We start from the raw sequence: 17,094 nt of genomic DNA, 5'->3' as shown, positions 1-17,094 counted from the left end.
CTAATTTTGACTTGTATTTTTCTAATATTTTACACCATAAATTCTTTAAGGTGTCGGTTTTACACCATTTTCGATAATGATAATATACCGATTGCCACGAAAGTGTTTTTTCTTTGAAAAAAGATTCTACGGGTAATAAATGCCACTGAATTCCTGTTTTTAATTTGAAAATAATAGCATCTACCACTTCTTCTAAAGGAACTGTTACTTGAAATCCTCTTTTTGCTCGTGGCAAATGTGGGATTATTTCATCTTTTATTGTATCTTTGTNGAGTATTTTATACATCATAGGGTTGACTTTGAAATGATTATGTTTTGCAATACAAATTTCGTCAACCCTTTTTTGTTTTCCAAAAAAAAGTTTAAATCAGTTCATTAATAAAACTTAAATTATCCTTACCGCTGCAACTTCTCACCATAGCTTAAATCGCCTGCGTCGCCTAAGCCTGGTGTGATGTAGCCTTTTGAAGTCAATTGAGCATCTAAAGCGCCTACCCAAACATAAGCCTCTGGATAAGTGGATTTAATACAATCGACTCCTTCTTGGCTAGCTATTGCAGCGACAATATGCAACTGAGATGGTGTACCATTAGTCAATAAATCTTTGATAGCTTCTACTAAAGATGCTCCAGTCGCCAACATAGGGTCTGCAACAATCAATGGTCTACCTTCAATATTGGGACAAGTGAGATAATCTTGTTTAATACTAAAATAGTCATTCGCATCATGCTTTCGATACGCCGCTACAAAACCACAGTCGGCTTTGTCAAAATAATTTAACACCCCTTGAAATAGAGGAACACCCGCTCTAAGAATGGTGGTAATCACGGGTTGCGTAACAATTTCATTAGAGTCAATCGTATCTAAAGGCGTAGTAATCTCTACGGGTTGATAATCCAAATGTTTGCTAATCTCGTATGCTGCAATTTCTCCTATCCGCTCAAGATTTCGTCTGAACTTCATACGATCGTTTTGAACTTTGGTATTTCTTAAATCATTAATCCATTCAGTAACGAGGGAATTGTGTTGAGAAAGTATCGTCAGCATAATATTTGTTTTATGCAAATTTCAAGTTTTTTTCGCAATTAGGCAAACACTTGCAATTAATTATTCTACTATTTCGGACTTTAATGTTTGGCGTTTTACCTTTCTTATTTTTATAGACAATGCGATATAACTTAGCACAGCACATACGGCTCCAATCAGCATCAAGTTTTTGATGTAAGGGATCGTCATTGCAAAATCTCCATTTTCTACGATTAAAATTCTAAACGACGGTAAGAAATGGGTTAATGGAATGAGTTTAGATATAAATTGGATCCACTCTGGCATTTGGCTCAGTGGCCATGTAAACCCTGAAATCATAAAGCTGGGTGTTGCGACTACCATTAGAACCTCGGTAGCTTTTAGTTGGCTCGGAATTAAAATACTTACCAAAATACCAATAAAACTGACCGATAGTACAAATACCCCAGCAATAAAAGTCAAAGCACCTAAGTTGCGGTCAAAAGGGATATGAAACCAATAAGTAAAGCCCCAATACATCAACCAAATAAGGAAACTCATCAATAGGTAAGGTAGAATTTTTACCACCATTAGCTCAAAAGTATGGCTGCACTGGGCTACCAAATCTTTAAAAGTTCCATTTTCAAACTCCGAGGCAAAAGATAGCGCTAAGGCGAGTAACAATACCTGCTGAAGTACAGTTGCTAAAACCCCTGGCCAAAGGAAATACATATAGTTGGAACTACGGTTGTTCTTTTTTATAAAAGTGGTTTTAAAGGGTTCGTATTGGCTTAGCAATAATTCTTCTGGCGTTCCTTGCTTTCTTAAAGTTTCAATTTGAACCCCTGCTTTTAGCGTTCCCAATACCATCTGCAACGCTTTAGAAGCATAGTTTGCCGTCACGAAATTAGCTGTATTGACTACCGTGGTTACCTCAGGGTATTTTTTAGTTAAGATATTTTTTTCAAAATCTTTTGGTATTAATACTACACAAGCGGCATCGGTTTCTATCAAATTACGGTCTAGGTCTTGTCTATCAAATTTAATTTTTGCGATATTAAGCACCTCATTATCGTTAATCATTTCCACTACTTTTTGGCTCATGGAACTTTGGTCTTCATCTACCACAATGATGGGCAGATCCGTTACTTTCCCTTTACTATAAATATAGCCAATTAAAAGTCCATACGCGAGTGGTGCTCCAAAAAATAACATTTTAAGAACATCGTTTTTCCAAAAAATTAGGAATTCTCTTTTTAAGAGTTTTATAAAAGTCTTCATTATTTTTGCTTTAAGATAACGGTAGATTTAGAAAACCATTGTTCTACATCTTTAGGTTGGTTAGGACTGATGGTAAGTTCATAAAGTTGGTCTTCAATTTTATAGTCGGGATAGGCATTGGAAATATCCGCATAAGCCCCGATGATTTTAATATTTTTAATATTTCCTTTTATCGTTTTGTTACTATACGGACTAAACACTTCTACCTGCTGGCCTAATTTATAATTTTTAAGTTCACTCTCGGGAATGGTAAATCTAAAATAAGTGGTTTGTCCTAAACTCCCTTTAAATAAAGTGTACCCTGGCAATGCCAACTCCCCTAGCTTTAGAGTCACAGCATTTACTCGCATATCTTGTGGTGCCAATATATAGCGTTCTTTTTCTGCTACGCTTACCTCTTGTAAGGCTCCTAAGGCTCTATCCTGCTGTCCCAAAGCCATCGTTTGTTGCTCTATACGCACCCCATGTTCTACATCGGCTATTTCTGCATCTACTGCTAAAAGTTGGGCTTGGGCGCCTTGGTATTTGGCAAACGCCTCATCGTATTTTTGCTGAGGCACTAGAGAATCATCTACCATCGCCTTCATTCTGTTAAGCGATTTTTTAGCGAAATTATATTGCTCTGTAAGGGTGGCTTTTTTCGCTCTTAGCTGTCTTAGCTGGTTTGCCGTAGCCCCTTTATGTGCCATGCTGTATTGGGCTTGAGCGGAAGTGACTGCACCTTGGGCTTGGGCTTTTTTTGCCTCTACTTCTGGGATATCTAAGATGGCGAGTGTATCACCTTTTTTTACAAAATCTCCTTCCTGAACTAAAACTTTCTGTATTCTACCTGGGATTTTACTTACCACAGCAATATCCTCGCGTTCTACTTTACCTTGTAGGTCGGTTTGCTTTTCTTTGGTTTGGCACGAAATAGTGACTATGCTTAGTAATATGATTTTTAATGAATTAAGCTTCATAAGTTATAATTTATAAAGTGGTAATAATGTATTGATCTAAAGTTCCTGCGGATTTATAAGTTTCTATTGCAGCTTTACGCTCTTTAATTACGGTTTCTACTTTGTTCAATGCTTCTTTGTAGATGTCGTTTTCGGCGGTAATTCTTTCTGTGATACCAATTAAACCATTGCGGTATTGTTTTTCTGCCATCACATTATTGTTTTCTGCTATTTTTTCTCTTTGTTCGGCAATATCAATTTGGCGAAGCATCGTTTCATATTCCAATTGATTTTTTCTTAGTTGCAAATTCAGTTTTTCTTTGGTATCCTGCAATTTATTTTCAATTTGCATCGCGTTGAGTTTAGCCGTTTCTATATTATTTTTAGATTCAAAACCATTAAACAATTTCCATTTCATCGCTACGCCAACCATAAAGGTAGGATGTGCAGTAATATGGTTGGTATTCAGCTGAATGGTATGGTTGATTTTATGTAATGGAATCTCAGTATTGGTATTGAAAATAGAAGTATAACTATAGCCTCCAAACGCGCCTAAAGTCGGTAACAAAGCACCTTTTTCTTTTTTAATAGCATATTCTGAGGCTTGTTTAAAGGCTTCTAAGGCTTTAATCTCGTTTCTATTTTCAGTATCTAAATTTTGAAGAATAACGATAGGTTCTACTTTATGTTCAATCGCTAAAATATCCTCTGGACTTAAATCGGTTAACTGATTGATTTTTAGAGCTAACAATTCTTTTTTATTTTGTACATCTGTACGCTTGGTTTCCAGTTCTAGACGCGCTAATTTAATTTTATCTCTATCATAAGGAATTGCCAAACCTAAAGCAATGGCTTTTTCTACGCGATCGTTCTCTTTTTTTAAGCGTTTATCACTATCTTGAATTAATGCTTCAGCAGTTCTCAGCATTTCTAATTGGTCGAAGCTCGTTAAGAGGTCTTCTATCACTTCGTTCTTTCTAAGTGCCATCATATAGGCGGTACCCTTATTTTTTTCTTGCAAGGCTTTCGCTCCATTTTCAATCTGTCCACCACTATACAGAACAGCTTTAGCAGTCAGTCTACCATTAAAGGCTTGTCCTTCAGTAGCAATATCCGTACTTCCGTCAAATAATTGAATCCCCGTAATTGGAAGTGTCTTAGTAGGGATATCAATATTCGTTTGGTTGTTCAAGTAGCCATAGATGGCATTTGCCTCTAATTTTGGCAAGCGCTTATTAAGTACATTTTGGCGTTCCAACTCGAGTTTGTGTTGCTCTAAATCCTGATTTCTAAGTTGTACATCTTTATGCATGGCTTTGGCTATGGCATTCTGCACCCCTTCTGTTACTACAATTTGGCTTTGCCCTAGCGTAAAGGTATGCCAAGCGACCAACGCCAACCACCATTTACTAAGGATGGCGTTTCTATAATATTTATTCATATTTTTTAATATTTTCATAGATTTTTTCAAATCCGTTTTTTATGGTTAAAATTTCTTGTTCGGATAAATTTTCTGTAGCCTTTTCTAAAGTCTCGTTAGCCACTTTCATAACTTTTTCTTCCATAGCCTTACCTTTGGGGGTTAGGAAAATAAGGTTAAGCCTTCTGTCATTTTTATCATTTCGGCGTTCTACTAGGTTGTCTTTTTCTAAATTATCTATTAAACGCGTAATGCCAGGCTTATCTCTATAAGTGGCATCGGCAATATGTTGCTGAGAACATCCATCAGATTTCCAAAGCACGGCTAAAACTGACCATTGCTCTCGAGTAAGAGGAATGCCTTCATTTTTTAATTGTTGAGATAAAAAACGATTAACCAACATTGGTACTCTCCCTGCCAAAAGGTTGTATTTATTTTCATTAGATAAAATCGATTGTTCCATGTGTCTTTGTCTTACAAATTCCGTGCAAAGTTATAAAAACAATGGTTATCTATGCAACTAAATTGATATATTTTTTAAAATATTAACCTAAATGACTGATTATCATTAAATAAAAAAAAAGGTGTAGCAAAAATTACTATACCTCAAAAAAGCATTAACATCATTTATTTTGAATTACCAAGTGTGCTTTTTTATGTCATGAAAAAATTATTTGATGGTATATTTTACTCCTAAAAATCCTCTTATTGCCGTCATCGGTGCATAGCCATAAGTAGTATCAAAAGTATAGCCGTGAGGGTTATTAATTGGGTCATTTACATTTTGGTCAAACGGGTCGAATGGTCTCATCAATGGATTGTCTGGTGTAAAGTTGAAAATGTTTTTAACCCCACCAAAGACTTCTAATCCTAGTTGAGTGAATTCCTTTTTAAGCTGTACATTCGCTAAAGAATACCAAGGGGAATATTCTGGTCTAAAGTCATCAGGTAATACTGGCAAACGCATAGGTCCATAAAAAGTCCCTGTAAAATCAACAGACCATTGTCTTGGAAACTCATAAGTTAGTGCATAAGTTCCCGACCATTTAGGGGCGAACATTTGTCTGGTTTTTGTCTCTATGCCTTTATCATCTTTTTCTTTCTCATAAACCTCCATATAGGTTAATCCTAACTGGGCGGTTAAAGGAAATCCAAATTTAATTTGGGTATTAAGAGAAGCCCCCGCACTGATAGAATGACCTGCTAGGTTATGAAAATAAATTTTATTCGGGTCGGTATCAAAGTCGCCAATGATTTTATTGGTAAAGTAAGAATAAAACCCAATCAAGTCCATATTAATATGTCCACCGGAACCTAAATAAGTCTTATGTGTTAAGTTAAGGTTAGCATTATATGAACGCTCTGGATTCAATGCTTCGCTGATGACTACTTCTCTAGAACCCGTAAGGGCAGCATGGTCTTCGGTAAAGAGATTAACTACTCTAAATCCAGTTCCAAAACTTGCTCTTAGATTAGTTTGTGGGTCTACATCTAATTTATAGGCAACTCTTGGAGAGTGTACTACTCCATGTATTTTAGAGAAATCTACACGGTAACCTAATAATAAAATATTACTGTCGTTAATTTGCCATTGATTTTGTGCAAAAACTCCTGGCAACCAATCATTTTGTGGCTGGTTGGTTACGCCATCCGAAGCCAAAGTTCCTACCGTATTATCATCATAATAGGTGTTCTTAATGGTAGCCCCTAACAGTAAATTAGACTTTCCAAAAGTTTTATCCCAAAACATCTGCCCAAAGAAAGTGGATTGTTTTGCCATATAGGCAGTGTCTCCATAGTAGGAATCTTGGTCGTGGTAGTTATAGGAAAGTTGCGTCATTACCTTTTCCTCAATAGGAAGTTCATACGCTGCGATCACTTCGGCCCTATTAGTAAAAATACTTTCCCCATAGACTTGGTCGCTACCACGGTCTTTATGCTTATCCCAATTCATTACACCTCCTGCGCGGTCTTCATATAAATAACGCATGGCGAAACTAGCCGTTTTGTGTTGTGGACGGTCGAAGTTCCATTTATTGAATACCGAAATTCTATTTTGAAGTGCGGCATCCATAAAATTATCTTTATTTTTATCTATCCTTGTTTCAAAGTTGTAATAATTGATGCTTAATAATGAAGCCGCTTTATCTCCAACTTTAAACGCTGTACCCAAATCGGAATTGTACTCTCCCCAAGATGAGGTGGTAAAATTAGCGGATAGTTTTGGGGCTTTTAGTGCATTTTTTGTGATAACATTGATGATACCTCCCATAGCCTCAGACCCATAAATAGAAGAGGCAGGCCCTTTTACTACTTCCACGCGCTCTATCATACTGTTAGGAATTCCACTCAGTCCATAGACCGTAGAAAGTGAACTTACGATAGGCATTCCATCAATAAGCACCATGGTATATGGTCCTTCCAAACCATTGATGTGGATATCCCCCGTGTTACACACCGAGCAGTTGAGCTGAGGTCTTACGCCATTAACCATTTCTACGGATTCCAAAAGACACGAAGTAGGGTTTTTCTCAAAAAATTTAGCTGAAAATACCTCTACAGGCACGGGACTTTTATATCTACTCACTGCTTTTAGCGTCCCTGTCATTACCACTTCTTCAATGTTTTTATTGGTCTTTGTGGAGTCCACTTGTGCATGCACTAGCGAACCAAATCCCACTAATGCACCTAAAATAAAAATTCGTTTATTCATATATCTTAATTTAGTATTATTTAAAAGTTAGGCAAAACTAACAAAAAGATTAGTTTATTACAAATATTTATTTTATGAAAAAAATCAATAGATTAAACAACCATTGAATATCAATGTTTTAAAAATAAAAAAGCACCGAAACTATTCGATGCTTAAAAAAGTAATGAAGATTAATAGCTTATTTCTCAAACTCTACTTCAGTGTCTACTATATCATTTTTTATAAAATCGGTAATAGGAGCAGAGATAACAAAAGATTTAAAATCACTGGAGAGTAATGCTTTATCATTTGAAATCTTTTTGATTCGATACGGAAAAGTGTATTTTATCTTAATATTTAGAAGGTTTCCCAGCGCTTCGTCGGTATGCTCTTTTTGTAAAGAGTCCTTCATTTTTTTGAAAGCTTCACTTTTATTTTGGGTTAAAGTAAAGCGTTTAGAATTAAAATTCACTAAATAAGAATTTCCTAAAAAAGCACGCATGGTAGAGTCTTTTACAATATTCTGAGGGTTGTTTTTCGCAGATACATATTGGATGTTATTATAAAATCCATTCAGCTCATTAATGTTTTGAAAAGGGAAATCCATCTTGATATAGGCTTGCTCCGAAACCGTATCCATTTTCATTTGTACGGTTAGTTTTCTTAGGGCATACAAGGCTTCTCTCTGTTCTTTAGGTAATTTTGAAATACTATCTTTATTTTTTTCTAGCATATCTGCAAATACTATGGTCGTATCTTTTTGAATAGTTTCATTTGAGCTACTTTTACGCATTAGCCCTTTGCCGATAGTGCTAAAATCGACTGTTGTAGAAAATAATCCACTGCCATCTTCACTGAAAATGGTTTCTTGAACAACACTACATCTGATAAATAAAATAGAAATACAAGTGAATAGAATAAACTTTAAAGTTTTCATAAAAATATCTTTAGAGGTTCGTCACAAATATAAAAAAAATCCTATACATTTTTATTTTGTACAGTATTGTAATTTTAATTGTTTGTTTTACTAAAATGAAACTTCGCTCGTATCATTGCCTTTAGTAAAATTCATATTCTGCTGATTTCCTTTGTAAGAGATATTCACTAAATTTAATTGCTTAGGAAATATTTCCATCAATATTGCATTTCTGATTTTTAGTGTACTAATAGAAGGAATATCATTAATTTCATAATAAACCCAAACGCTTTCGCCATTCACTTGGCTTCCCGTAAAAGTAATATTTTGAGGTTTGCCGTTGATACTTACAGATACTTTAGAATTAACATATTTCTTAACTTCTGCTTCAAAGGCTGCCGTTCTAGGGTCTATCTTAACCGCTTTTGAAATATGGCTGGCATTCATTTTAGTTGTAAACTTCAAAGTGTTACTGCCATCTACATAATCCACCTTAGTCATGGTAGAATAAAAGTCTTGAACCCCAAAACTAAATAGCGCTAATAACGATAGTATCCCAAATATGCTTAAAAACTTTTTCATTTTATTTATTTTTTATTATTGTTAATGCGTCAATAAGTATGCCAAGGGTTAAAAATTAACACTTATAGCGTATTTATCATAGAATGCTTTGATGTGAGCAACCGCCTCGTCGGCAGAATCTACTACACGGAATAGGTTAAGGTCTTCCTCTGCAATGAGTTTATTTTCCAATAAGGTATTTTTAAACCAATCCAACAGTCCACCCCAAAATTTAGAGCCCACCAATACGATTGGGAATCGTCCTATTTTGTGTGTTTGAATCAAGGTTAAGGCTTCCATCAATTCATCTAAAGTACCAAAGCCACCCGGCATAACAATAAAACCTTGCGAATATTTTACAAACATCACTTTTCTGACAAAGAAATAATCAAAAGTCATATTAAAATGTCTCGAAATATAAGGGTTGAGGTGTTGTTCAAAAGGCAGTTCTATATTAAGTCCAATGGACTTGCCACCATTTTCAAATGCACCTTTGTTTCCTGCTTCCATAATTCCAGGACCGCCTCCCGTGATGACACCAAATCCTAAATCGGTAATTTTTTTAGCAATATCTACTGCCATTTGGTAGTAATAGTCTTCTGGTTTTAGCCTTGCCGAACCAAATATGGATACGCAAGGTCCAGATTTTACCATATTTTCATAACCGTTCACTAACTCTGCCATCACTTTGAATACCATCCAACTGTCTCGTGTGATGCTTTCGTCCCAAGTTTTCGGTCGGAAACTATCGGTTAATCGGTTGTCTAAATTATTATTATCGTCGTTTATCATTATATAAATTTTTTTTCTGCCTGTGCTATGGCTTCAGGTTTGCCGACATCAATTAATGTAGCGCTATGCTCAAAGCCTATAATATGTTTTTCTTTCATTAAATCCAAGTATTCATCAATAATTGAAAACTTGCCACTTCTGGTCATTTTAGAGAAAATCTCGCTAGACATACAGTGAATACCGCTGAATGCCAATTCTCTTAGCCTTTTATTTTCACAGGCTAGTTTTTGTTCGCCCGTCTTTTTATTCACCCAACCTTGCAATGCCATTTCATCATCAAACAATAATTTCCGAGAGCTTTCTCTATCCGATACCGCTAAAGTGGCTAAAGACTTAGATGCCTTATGTTTTGAAATTAATTCAGTGAGGTTTAAATCGGTAAGGATATCGGCATTCATCACCAAAAAATAGGGTTCTTTTTCTAAATAGGGTTTAGCAAATAATAGTCCCCCCCCAGTTTCTAATAAGGCTTCGTGCTCATCAGAAATTTCGATACGTGCCCCAAAATTATCATTATCTCTTAAAAATTCTATGATTTGATTCCCAAAATGATGGACATTAATCACAAAATCTTGCACACCATAAGATTGTAGGTATTTAATGTTTCGCTCTAATAAAGTCACCCCATTAACTACGGCAAGGGCTTTAGGATGATGGTTGGTAAACGGTTTTAGGCGTGTCCCTTTCCCTGCTGCAAAAATCATGGCTTTCATACGCGTTGAGATTTGATGATAAATTCTATAATGTCTCGAGCCACTTCCGATTTGGATTTTAAATCAAAAGGGTAAATTTCTTCTTTGGTAATAATCTTGATTTTATTGGTATCGCCTTTGAAACCTGCTCCAGCGTCTTTTAAAGAATTAAGGACAATCATATCGAGGTTTTTCTTCTCTAACTTAGCCTTAGCGTGTTGAATTTCATGTTCGGTTTCCAATGCAAAGCCTACTAAACACTGATGGGTCTTCTGTTCGCCCATTGTTTTTAAAATATCAGGATTCTTTACCAGTTCTATTTGTAGGGTGTCTTCTTGCTTTTTAATTTTTTCATCGGCTTTAAATTTTGGTCGATAATCCGCTACCGCAGCACTTGCAATAGCAATATCTACACTCTCATAAAACTCAAAGACTTTATCAAACATATCCTGTGCCGAAGTGACACGATGCAAAGTGACAAGAGGATGAGTGATTTGCTGTGCTGATGGTCCAGAAATTAAAATCACTTGAGCGCCGTATTGGGCGGCTATTTTTGCCAATTCAAAACCCATTTTTCCAGAGGAATGGTTACCGATAAAACGGACAGGGTCTATGGCTTCGTGGGTCGGTCCAGCGGTAATGAGTACCACTTTCCCCTTGAGTGGTTGCGATTGAGGTTCAAAATGCTGGGCAATGATATGATATATAGTTTCAGGTTCTGCCAAGCGTCCCTCGCCCACAAGCCCACTCGCCAATTCGCCGCTTTCTGCGGGAATAATTTTATTACCATAAGATTTTGCCAGTTCTAGATTCTTTTTAGTAGATGGATGCTGGTACATATCCAAATCCATGGCTGGTGCAATATAAACGGGACATTTAGCCGATAGGTAAGTGGCAACCACAAGATTATCACAAACCCCATGAACCATTTTGGCCAATGTATTCGCCGTACACGGTGCTACCAGCATAACATCTGCCCAAAGCCCAAGTTCTACATGATTATTCCAATTGTGCTGGTCGTCCACTAAATCTACAAGCACTTCGTTTTTAGAAAGTGTAGACAAGGTAAGCGGGGACACAAAAGCAGTAGCCGTAGGAGTCATAATGACTTTAACATGGGCTTTGGCTTTGACCAATGTTCTAATCAGGTTATTGATTTTATAGGCGGCAATCCCTCCTGAAATGGCGATAAGGATATGTTTACCATTTAAAGACTCTGTCATAGTTAAAATGATTAGATTACGAAGATAAATATTTTTTAGGAATCGGCATAGTCACAAAAAAACCGCTCAAATTTGGCGGTTCTTGTTATGATTAAGCGTTGTCTTCTTTTTTTCTAAAGTAAATCTCGTTATCCAACCATTCTTGTATAGCAATAGAAGTTGGTTTTGGCAGTTTTTCGTAGAGTTTAGAGATTTCGATTTGCTCTCTATTTTCAAAAACTTCTTCCAAAGTAGCATTGTAAATAGCAAACTCGTCTAGTTTATTATGCAACTCGGTACGAATTTCAGCATTGATTTGCTCTGCTCTTTTCCCCATAATAACAATTGCTTCGTAGATAGAACCTACGCGTTCTTCTATTTTATCTCTATTGTAAGTTATGGTATTTACTTCTGCTTTGATATCGTCTTTAACACTCATTTTCAGTGGGGTATTTGTTCGTTAAGTCTGCAAAGATAATTAAATCTTTGTAAATTTAAAAATTTATTTTTTGGTGGCGTTCTCTTCCTCTTGTGCCTTTTGCTTAACTTCTAGTTCTTTTTTATGCTTTTCTACTTGTGCTTCCAACTTTTCAAACTGAGCCAATTCTTGCTCCAAATCGTTTCTTAGCTTAAGGGCTTCTTTGGACATATCAGAATTAGGATAGTCTTTTTCTATTTGGTAAGTATAAGCAATGGCGCTTTCTAAACGCTCTCTTTTCAAATCAAACTTAGAGTCAATTGCAATTCTCGCTTTAGCCTTTAAAAGATAATTTTCAATTTTCGGTCTAAGTTTAGTCGATGGAAAATCATTTAAAACATTTTCAAAACTGATGATGGCCGCCTTATATTCTAGCATTTTATAATATTGGCGCGCGTTCTCATAAGCCTTGTATTCTAGTTTATAAGATAATTCGTCTATCAGCTGATTGATATTGGCAGACCTTTCAGAATTAGGATAATTGTTAAGGAAATTTTGTAATTCATTAATCGCCAATTCTGTACTGCTTTGGTCTAAATTGTAATCCATAGACCCCTGATAATAGCAGATGGCAGACATATAAGCCGCTTCTTCCTTTCTTGGGTCGTTGGCTAAGGTACTATTCACTGAGAACTTTTTGAACTGGTGTCCTGCCAAACGGTATTGTTTATCATAATAATTAGCATAAGCCGATTTAAACAACACATCTGAGGCTTCTTCCGTACCAGAAACTAAGTTTTGTACACGCTCGAATAATGCTAAGGCTTCTTTCCATTTTTTCTTAGCATACATATCATTTGCTGCCTTTAGAATGACTTCCTTATCAGCACTTTTCATGGCTGTATTGTATTGTTTGTTGCAAGAGTAAGCGAAACAAGCCACAGCGATGATGAGAATATATTTTTTCATTTTAAAATCTTAATAGAATTGCAAAAATAAAACTTTTTTAGTAAACCTCAGCCTTTTATTAAACTTTAACATTGTTTTACGAATCCCTATCCTTTTTAAGATAGAGGATGTTTTTGCTCAAAAATAAAAACTACAACGCATAGCACCAACTGAAACTCCATTTTCCTACTAAAAAAATCACTAATTTTGCAGTCTCATGAAATCACTTAAAACACTTAACCCTTATTTTTGGAAACATCGAAAGCTTTTGGCTTTAGGCGTGTTATTCATTATTGCCAGTAACTTTTTTGCTATTTTTCAAATTCAATTTGTAGGCAAAACGGTGGATGTGATTCATCAGGTGCTGTCGGATCAAAATATTGTAAAAGAAGATTTGTTCAGAATCTTGCTGATGAATGGGGGAATTATTGTAGGCTCTTCGGTGCTTTCTGGATTTTTTAGATTTATGATGCGCCAAACCATTATTGTGGCGTCCAGAAAAATAGAATACGAACTCAAAAATAAAATCTTTAAACACTACGAATCGCTTTCTCTTACCCAATATAAAAATACTACGGTTGGGGATTTGCTCAATCGCCTTAGCGAAGATGTGGTGGCTATTAGAATGTATCTGGGACCTGGGGTAATGTATGTGGTCAATCTCATTATTCTACTGATCATTACGAGTATTTATATGCTCAATACCGATATTCATATGACGCTCTGGACGCTACTACCATTGCCGATATTATCATTTGTGATTTATAAGGTCAGTACGATTATCAATCGGAAGTCCAAAATCATGCAAAAAAGCCAGTCCGCCATTTCTACTTTTGTCCAAGATAGTTTTTCTGGTATTAGAGTGATAAAATTCTTTAATAAAGAGCAATATATTGAAAAGAATTATGGCATTAAGGTAAAAGATTACCAAGACAAAGCCTTAGATTTGGCTAAAACAGAAGCTTATTTTTTTACCATTGTATTATTTGTAATTGGCTTGTTAAATGTGGTGATTCTTTATACGGGTGGACAAAAATACATCCATAACGAGATGACCATTGGTGCCATTGCCGATTTCTTTATGTACATCAATATTTTGATTTGGCCGTTTTCTATGGTGGGCTGGGTAACTTCGGTGAATCAAAGAGCGGCAGCTTCTATGCAAAGGGTGAATGAATTTCTAGACGCCCAATCCGAAATTAAAAATACCAATCATGAGGTCTATCCTATCCGCGGGGATATAGAATTTAGAAATGTTAGTTATACCTATCCTAATACGGGCATTAAAGCGTTGGATGATTTAAGTTTTAAAGTAAAGGCTGGCGAATCCCTTGCCATTATGGGAAAAACAGGTAGCGGAAAGTCTACTATTGCCTTGTTACTTTGCCGATTAATAGATCCTGACGAAGGCGAAATTTTAATCGATGGCAAAAACTTGAAAGACCATAATCTAGAAAACTACCGAGCGGCTATTGGCTATATTCCTCAGGAAAGTTATTTGTTTTCCGATACCATAGCAGAAAATATAGGCTTTGCGATAGACCAGCCTAAGCCAGAAACAATAGCATACTATGCTAAAATGGCGGATATCCATAAAAATATTATCGGATTTAAAAACCAATACAACACGATGGTCGGTGAGCGTGGCGTAATGCTCTCAGGTGGACAAAAACAAAGAATTTGTATTGCAAGAGCGTTAATTAAGCAACCGAGTATCTTAATTTTTGATGATAGTTTATCGGCATTAGATACCGAAACCGAAGAAAATATTTTAGAAAATCTAAAAGTCTTACCACGAAAGGGAACACAAATCATCATCACCCATAGACCTTCTAGTGCTAAAAATGCGAATCAAATTTTAGAATTATCTTAATAAGTTTTCTATATCGTTCGGCCAGAATCCGCCTCTCATTTTTTAATATGATGAGGTTTGGGAAAGTTTAATCCAAAAAACCATATACGAAAACATAAGACATAAAAAAAGACTTACATTGCTGTAAGTCTTTTTGGCTCCTCCTGCTGGGCTCGAACCAGCGACCCTCTGATTAACAGTCAGATGCTCTAACCAACTGAGCTAAGGAGGAATGTTTTGTTCATTTTTCGTGGTGCAAATATAGAAACTTTTTCTAATACCAACCAAATTTTTTCTAAAAAAATTATTTAAAAAGTTTAAAAATATCTCCACCAATAATCAGCAGCATCAATCCCATAAGGAAAATAACGCCGATCATTTGGGCATTTTCTAATACTTTTTGTGGCACTGGCTTACCAGTAATCATTTCCCAAAGTGTAAACATCACATGCCCACCATCTAGCCCTGGAATCGGTAATAGATTAAGGAAAGCTAGCCAAATTGAAAACATAGCCGTAAAACTCCAAAAAGCTTCCCAGTTGATACTCGTAGGCATCATTTTAACAATACCGATAGGCCCAGATACTTTCTTATATCCTTGTGTTTTTTGATTAAAAATAATTTTAAACTGTTTTACTTGCATCACCAAAGCATCAATGGTGCGCTCAAATCCTCTAGGGATCGCCTGCAATAGTGTGTAATGTTTGGTAACTTCCGTGTGATTTATGGCATTAGCTATTTCTTTACTAGAAAATAAAAACCCTAGCTTTCCGTCTTTCCCAACAGTTGTAGAGAGATTTATCGGGCTACCTTGGCGTAGCACTTTTAATTCTACCGATTTACCTTTGTGGGCATCTAAAATACTGCTTAATTCATCAAAATATTTGATACTTTTTTGATTAACGCCAACAATTTTATCGCCTTTTTGTAGTCCTGCTTCTTGTGCAAGCGATTTAGGCATTATGGAATCTACTATAACTTCAAATCTTGGTGAGAAATACATTCTAGCCTCGTCGGCTTTTAATACTTCTGCCACACCATCTTCGTTTATTGGAATGGTTACTTCCTTACCATCTCTTAGCACGGTGGCTTCATTAGCGAGTAGTAAGTTAATCATTGTGTTTTCCATTCTTTCGGTAGGCTTACCATCAATGCTTATGATGTAGTCCCCCGTTCTAAGTCCCATTTTTTGAGCGGCTTCACTTGCATATATTCCATCTTGGAACTTGGCATTATCATGGTAAGTTTCCCCATTGAAAAAACTTAAACAACCATAAATAATCCATGCTAAGAAAAAGTTGACGATTACCCCACCCAGCATAATAATCAATCTTTGCCACGCGGGTTTGGCTCTAAATTCCCAGGGTTCAGCAGGCTTTTTAAGTTGTTCGGTGTCCATACTTTCGTCCACCATACCTGCAATTTTTACATAGCCTCCGAAAGGCAACCACCCAATACCATATTCGGTTTCGCCAATTTTCTTTTTTACTAAAGAAAACCATGGGTCGAAAAACAAATAAAATTTTTCCACCTTAGTTTTAAATAATTTAGCCGGGATAAAATGCCCTAACTCGTGTAAAATAACAAGGAATGAAATACTAAGTATAAATTGTAATATCTGATTAAATAAAGCCATTTTCAGTTTTAAATTAAATTATCGTGCAAAGGTAAGAAAGAAAATTGGAATCATTTAGCTGAATAATAATATGACAACACAAAAATAAACATCACATATGAAATCCTTTGGGAACAAGTAAAGCACTTGATGATTTACCATTAATTCTTTTTTCAATATATTTTTTATCTTTTCCAGTGAGAAGCTTAGTTTTTCTAGACTTAGTTCTACTAATAACCTTTTCTATCTCATGATCAGATCTATACTTTGCATATTTTTGTCTAAGTAATTTTATAATGTTTTTTTTAATCTTTACAAATTCATTATATTCTAAATAACTTTTAGTGTTTATATTAATATTTTTATTATTACAAATTTGACAAAACTCTTTTTCTTCTATTTTTAATTCTTTAACTAAGGTTTTTATAGATTTAAATTCCATTTTTCTAAAATAACATTCACAAAACTCATTAAAACTCATAGTCTTTGGAATTTTTGTTGTAGCCTTAACAGGTTTATTTTTAAAATTGTTATTTATTATACTACATTTTCTTTCAAATATACTTATTTGATGTATTTCGTTTACATTTAAACCTTGTTTTAAAAGTAATAAATTTAAAAAATTGTTAAACTCCTTATATTCTCTATTTTTAAGATTGCTTTTTGCAGTTTTAATAATGTTATACAAATCTTCTATTTCTATTTCATGGTTTTCAAACAAAGATTCAAGTACTTCTTTCATTATTTTCAAATTAAAGTTTT

At 35.3% G+C, this 17,094-nt stretch carries 17 protein-coding genes and 1 tRNA gene; 1 reads left to right on the top strand and 17 read right to left on the bottom strand.

Going from position 1 to position 17,094, the window contains the following annotated elements; translation table 11 throughout:
• The 14 genes from C237_RS0102895 to C237_RS0102830 form a co-directional block, all read right to left on the bottom strand.
• The coding region (locus tag C237_RS0102895) for a transposase (protein WP_026315454.1) at window positions 1–286 on the bottom strand (286 nt) is incomplete at its 3' end.
• 110 nt (window positions 287–396) lie between these two features.
• On the bottom strand, window positions 397–1,047 hold the full coding sequence (upp, locus tag C237_RS0102890; protein ID WP_018674992.1) for a uracil phosphoribosyltransferase: 651 nt from the start codon (window positions 1,045–1,047) through the stop codon (window positions 397–399).
• Between the two features lie 60 nt (window positions 1,048–1,107).
• On the bottom strand, window positions 1,108–2,286 hold the full coding sequence (locus C237_RS0102885; protein ID WP_018674991.1) for an ABC transporter permease: 1,179 nt from the start codon (window positions 2,284–2,286) through the stop codon (window positions 1,108–1,110).
• Window positions 2,286–3,245, bottom strand: coding sequence for an HlyD family secretion protein (locus C237_RS0102880; RefSeq protein ID WP_018674990.1), 960 nt, complete (start codon window positions 3,243–3,245; stop codon window positions 2,286–2,288). The genes C237_RS0102885 and C237_RS0102880 overlap by 1 nt, the downstream gene beginning before the upstream one ends.
• Before the next feature lie 10 nt (window positions 3,246–3,255).
• Window positions 3,256–4,683, bottom strand: coding sequence for a TolC family protein (locus tag C237_RS0102875; protein WP_018674989.1), 1,428 nt, complete (start codon window positions 4,681–4,683; stop codon window positions 3,256–3,258).
• Window positions 4,658–5,107, bottom strand: coding sequence for a MarR family winged helix-turn-helix transcriptional regulator (locus tag C237_RS0102870; RefSeq protein WP_018674988.1), 450 nt, complete (start codon window positions 5,105–5,107; stop codon window positions 4,658–4,660). Before C237_RS0102870 ends, C237_RS0102875 begins: the two co-directional genes overlap by 26 nt.
• A gap of 207 nt (window positions 5,108–5,314) precedes the next feature.
• Window positions 5,315–7,357 carry a TonB-dependent receptor plug domain-containing protein gene (locus tag C237_RS0102865; protein WP_018674987.1) on the bottom strand — a complete coding sequence of 681 codons (2,043 nt, stop codon included), beginning with the start codon at window positions 7,355–7,357 and terminating at the stop codon, window positions 5,315–5,317.
• A gap of 178 nt (window positions 7,358–7,535) precedes the next feature.
• A complete protein-coding gene (locus tag C237_RS0102860) occupies window positions 7,536–8,273 on the bottom strand; it encodes a hypothetical protein (RefSeq protein WP_018674986.1) in 738 nt (245 codons plus the stop codon).
• Between the two features lie 90 nt (window positions 8,274–8,363).
• Complete coding sequence (locus C237_RS0102855; RefSeq protein ID WP_018674985.1) at window positions 8,364–8,834, bottom strand: DUF6702 family protein; 471 nt, start codon at window positions 8,832–8,834, stop codon at window positions 8,364–8,366.
• 48 nt (window positions 8,835–8,882) lie between these two features.
• On the bottom strand, window positions 8,883–9,605 hold the full coding sequence (locus tag C237_RS0102850) for an LOG family protein (protein WP_018674984.1): 723 nt from the start codon (window positions 9,603–9,605) through the stop codon (window positions 8,883–8,885).
• A complete protein-coding gene (locus C237_RS0102845; protein WP_018674983.1) occupies window positions 9,605–10,318 on the bottom strand; it encodes a nucleotidyltransferase family protein in 714 nt (237 codons plus the stop codon). Before C237_RS0102845 ends, C237_RS0102850 begins: the two co-directional genes overlap by 1 nt.
• The gene (gene coaBC, locus C237_RS0102840; RefSeq protein ID WP_018674982.1) at window positions 10,315–11,520 is read right to left on the bottom strand and encodes a bifunctional phosphopantothenoylcysteine decarboxylase/phosphopantothenate--cysteine ligase CoaBC; all 1,206 of its coding nucleotides are present in this window, start codon (window positions 11,518–11,520) and stop codon (window positions 10,315–10,317) included. Before coaBC ends, C237_RS0102845 begins: the two co-directional genes overlap by 4 nt.
• 91 nt (window positions 11,521–11,611) lie before the next feature.
• A complete protein-coding gene (locus C237_RS0102835; protein WP_018674981.1) occupies window positions 11,612–11,938 on the bottom strand; it encodes a DNA-directed RNA polymerase subunit omega in 327 nt (108 codons plus the stop codon).
• A gap of 63 nt (window positions 11,939–12,001) precedes the next feature.
• Window positions 12,002–12,886 (bottom strand): outer membrane protein assembly factor BamD, encoded by an 885-nt coding sequence (locus C237_RS0102830; RefSeq protein ID WP_018674980.1) that lies wholly within the window; start codon window positions 12,884–12,886, stop codon window positions 12,002–12,004.
• Between the two features lie 196 nt (window positions 12,887–13,082).
• Between C237_RS0102830 and C237_RS0102825 the strand changes: the two genes are divergently transcribed.
• On the top strand, window positions 13,083–14,738 hold the full coding sequence (locus tag C237_RS0102825; RefSeq protein ID WP_018674979.1) for an ABC transporter ATP-binding protein: 1,656 nt from the start codon (window positions 13,083–13,085) through the stop codon (window positions 14,736–14,738).
• 134 nt (window positions 14,739–14,872) lie between these two features.
• Here C237_RS0102825 and C237_RS0102820 read toward each other — a convergent pair.
• The 3 genes from C237_RS0102820 to C237_RS0102810 form a co-directional block, all read right to left on the bottom strand.
• Window positions 14,873–14,949, bottom strand: a tRNA-Asn gene (locus C237_RS0102820).
• Between the two features lie 72 nt (window positions 14,950–15,021).
• Window positions 15,022–16,353: an RIP metalloprotease RseP gene (rseP, locus tag C237_RS0102815; RefSeq protein WP_018674978.1), complete on the bottom strand. Its 1,332-nt coding sequence runs from the start codon at window positions 16,351–16,353 to the stop codon at window positions 15,022–15,024.
• Between the two features lie 91 nt (window positions 16,354–16,444).
• Window positions 16,445–17,074: a hypothetical protein gene (locus tag C237_RS0102810; RefSeq protein WP_018674977.1), complete on the bottom strand. Its 630-nt coding sequence runs from the start codon at window positions 17,072–17,074 to the stop codon at window positions 16,445–16,447.
• Window positions 17,075–17,094: the final 20 nt, after the last annotated feature.

Origin of the sequence: Riemerella columbina DSM 16469, from assembly GCF_000374405.1 — a bacterium.
GTDB lineage: Bacteria > Bacteroidota > Bacteroidia > Flavobacteriales > Weeksellaceae > Riemerella > Riemerella columbina.
This window is presented reverse-complemented; position numbering and strand designations above follow the sequence as displayed.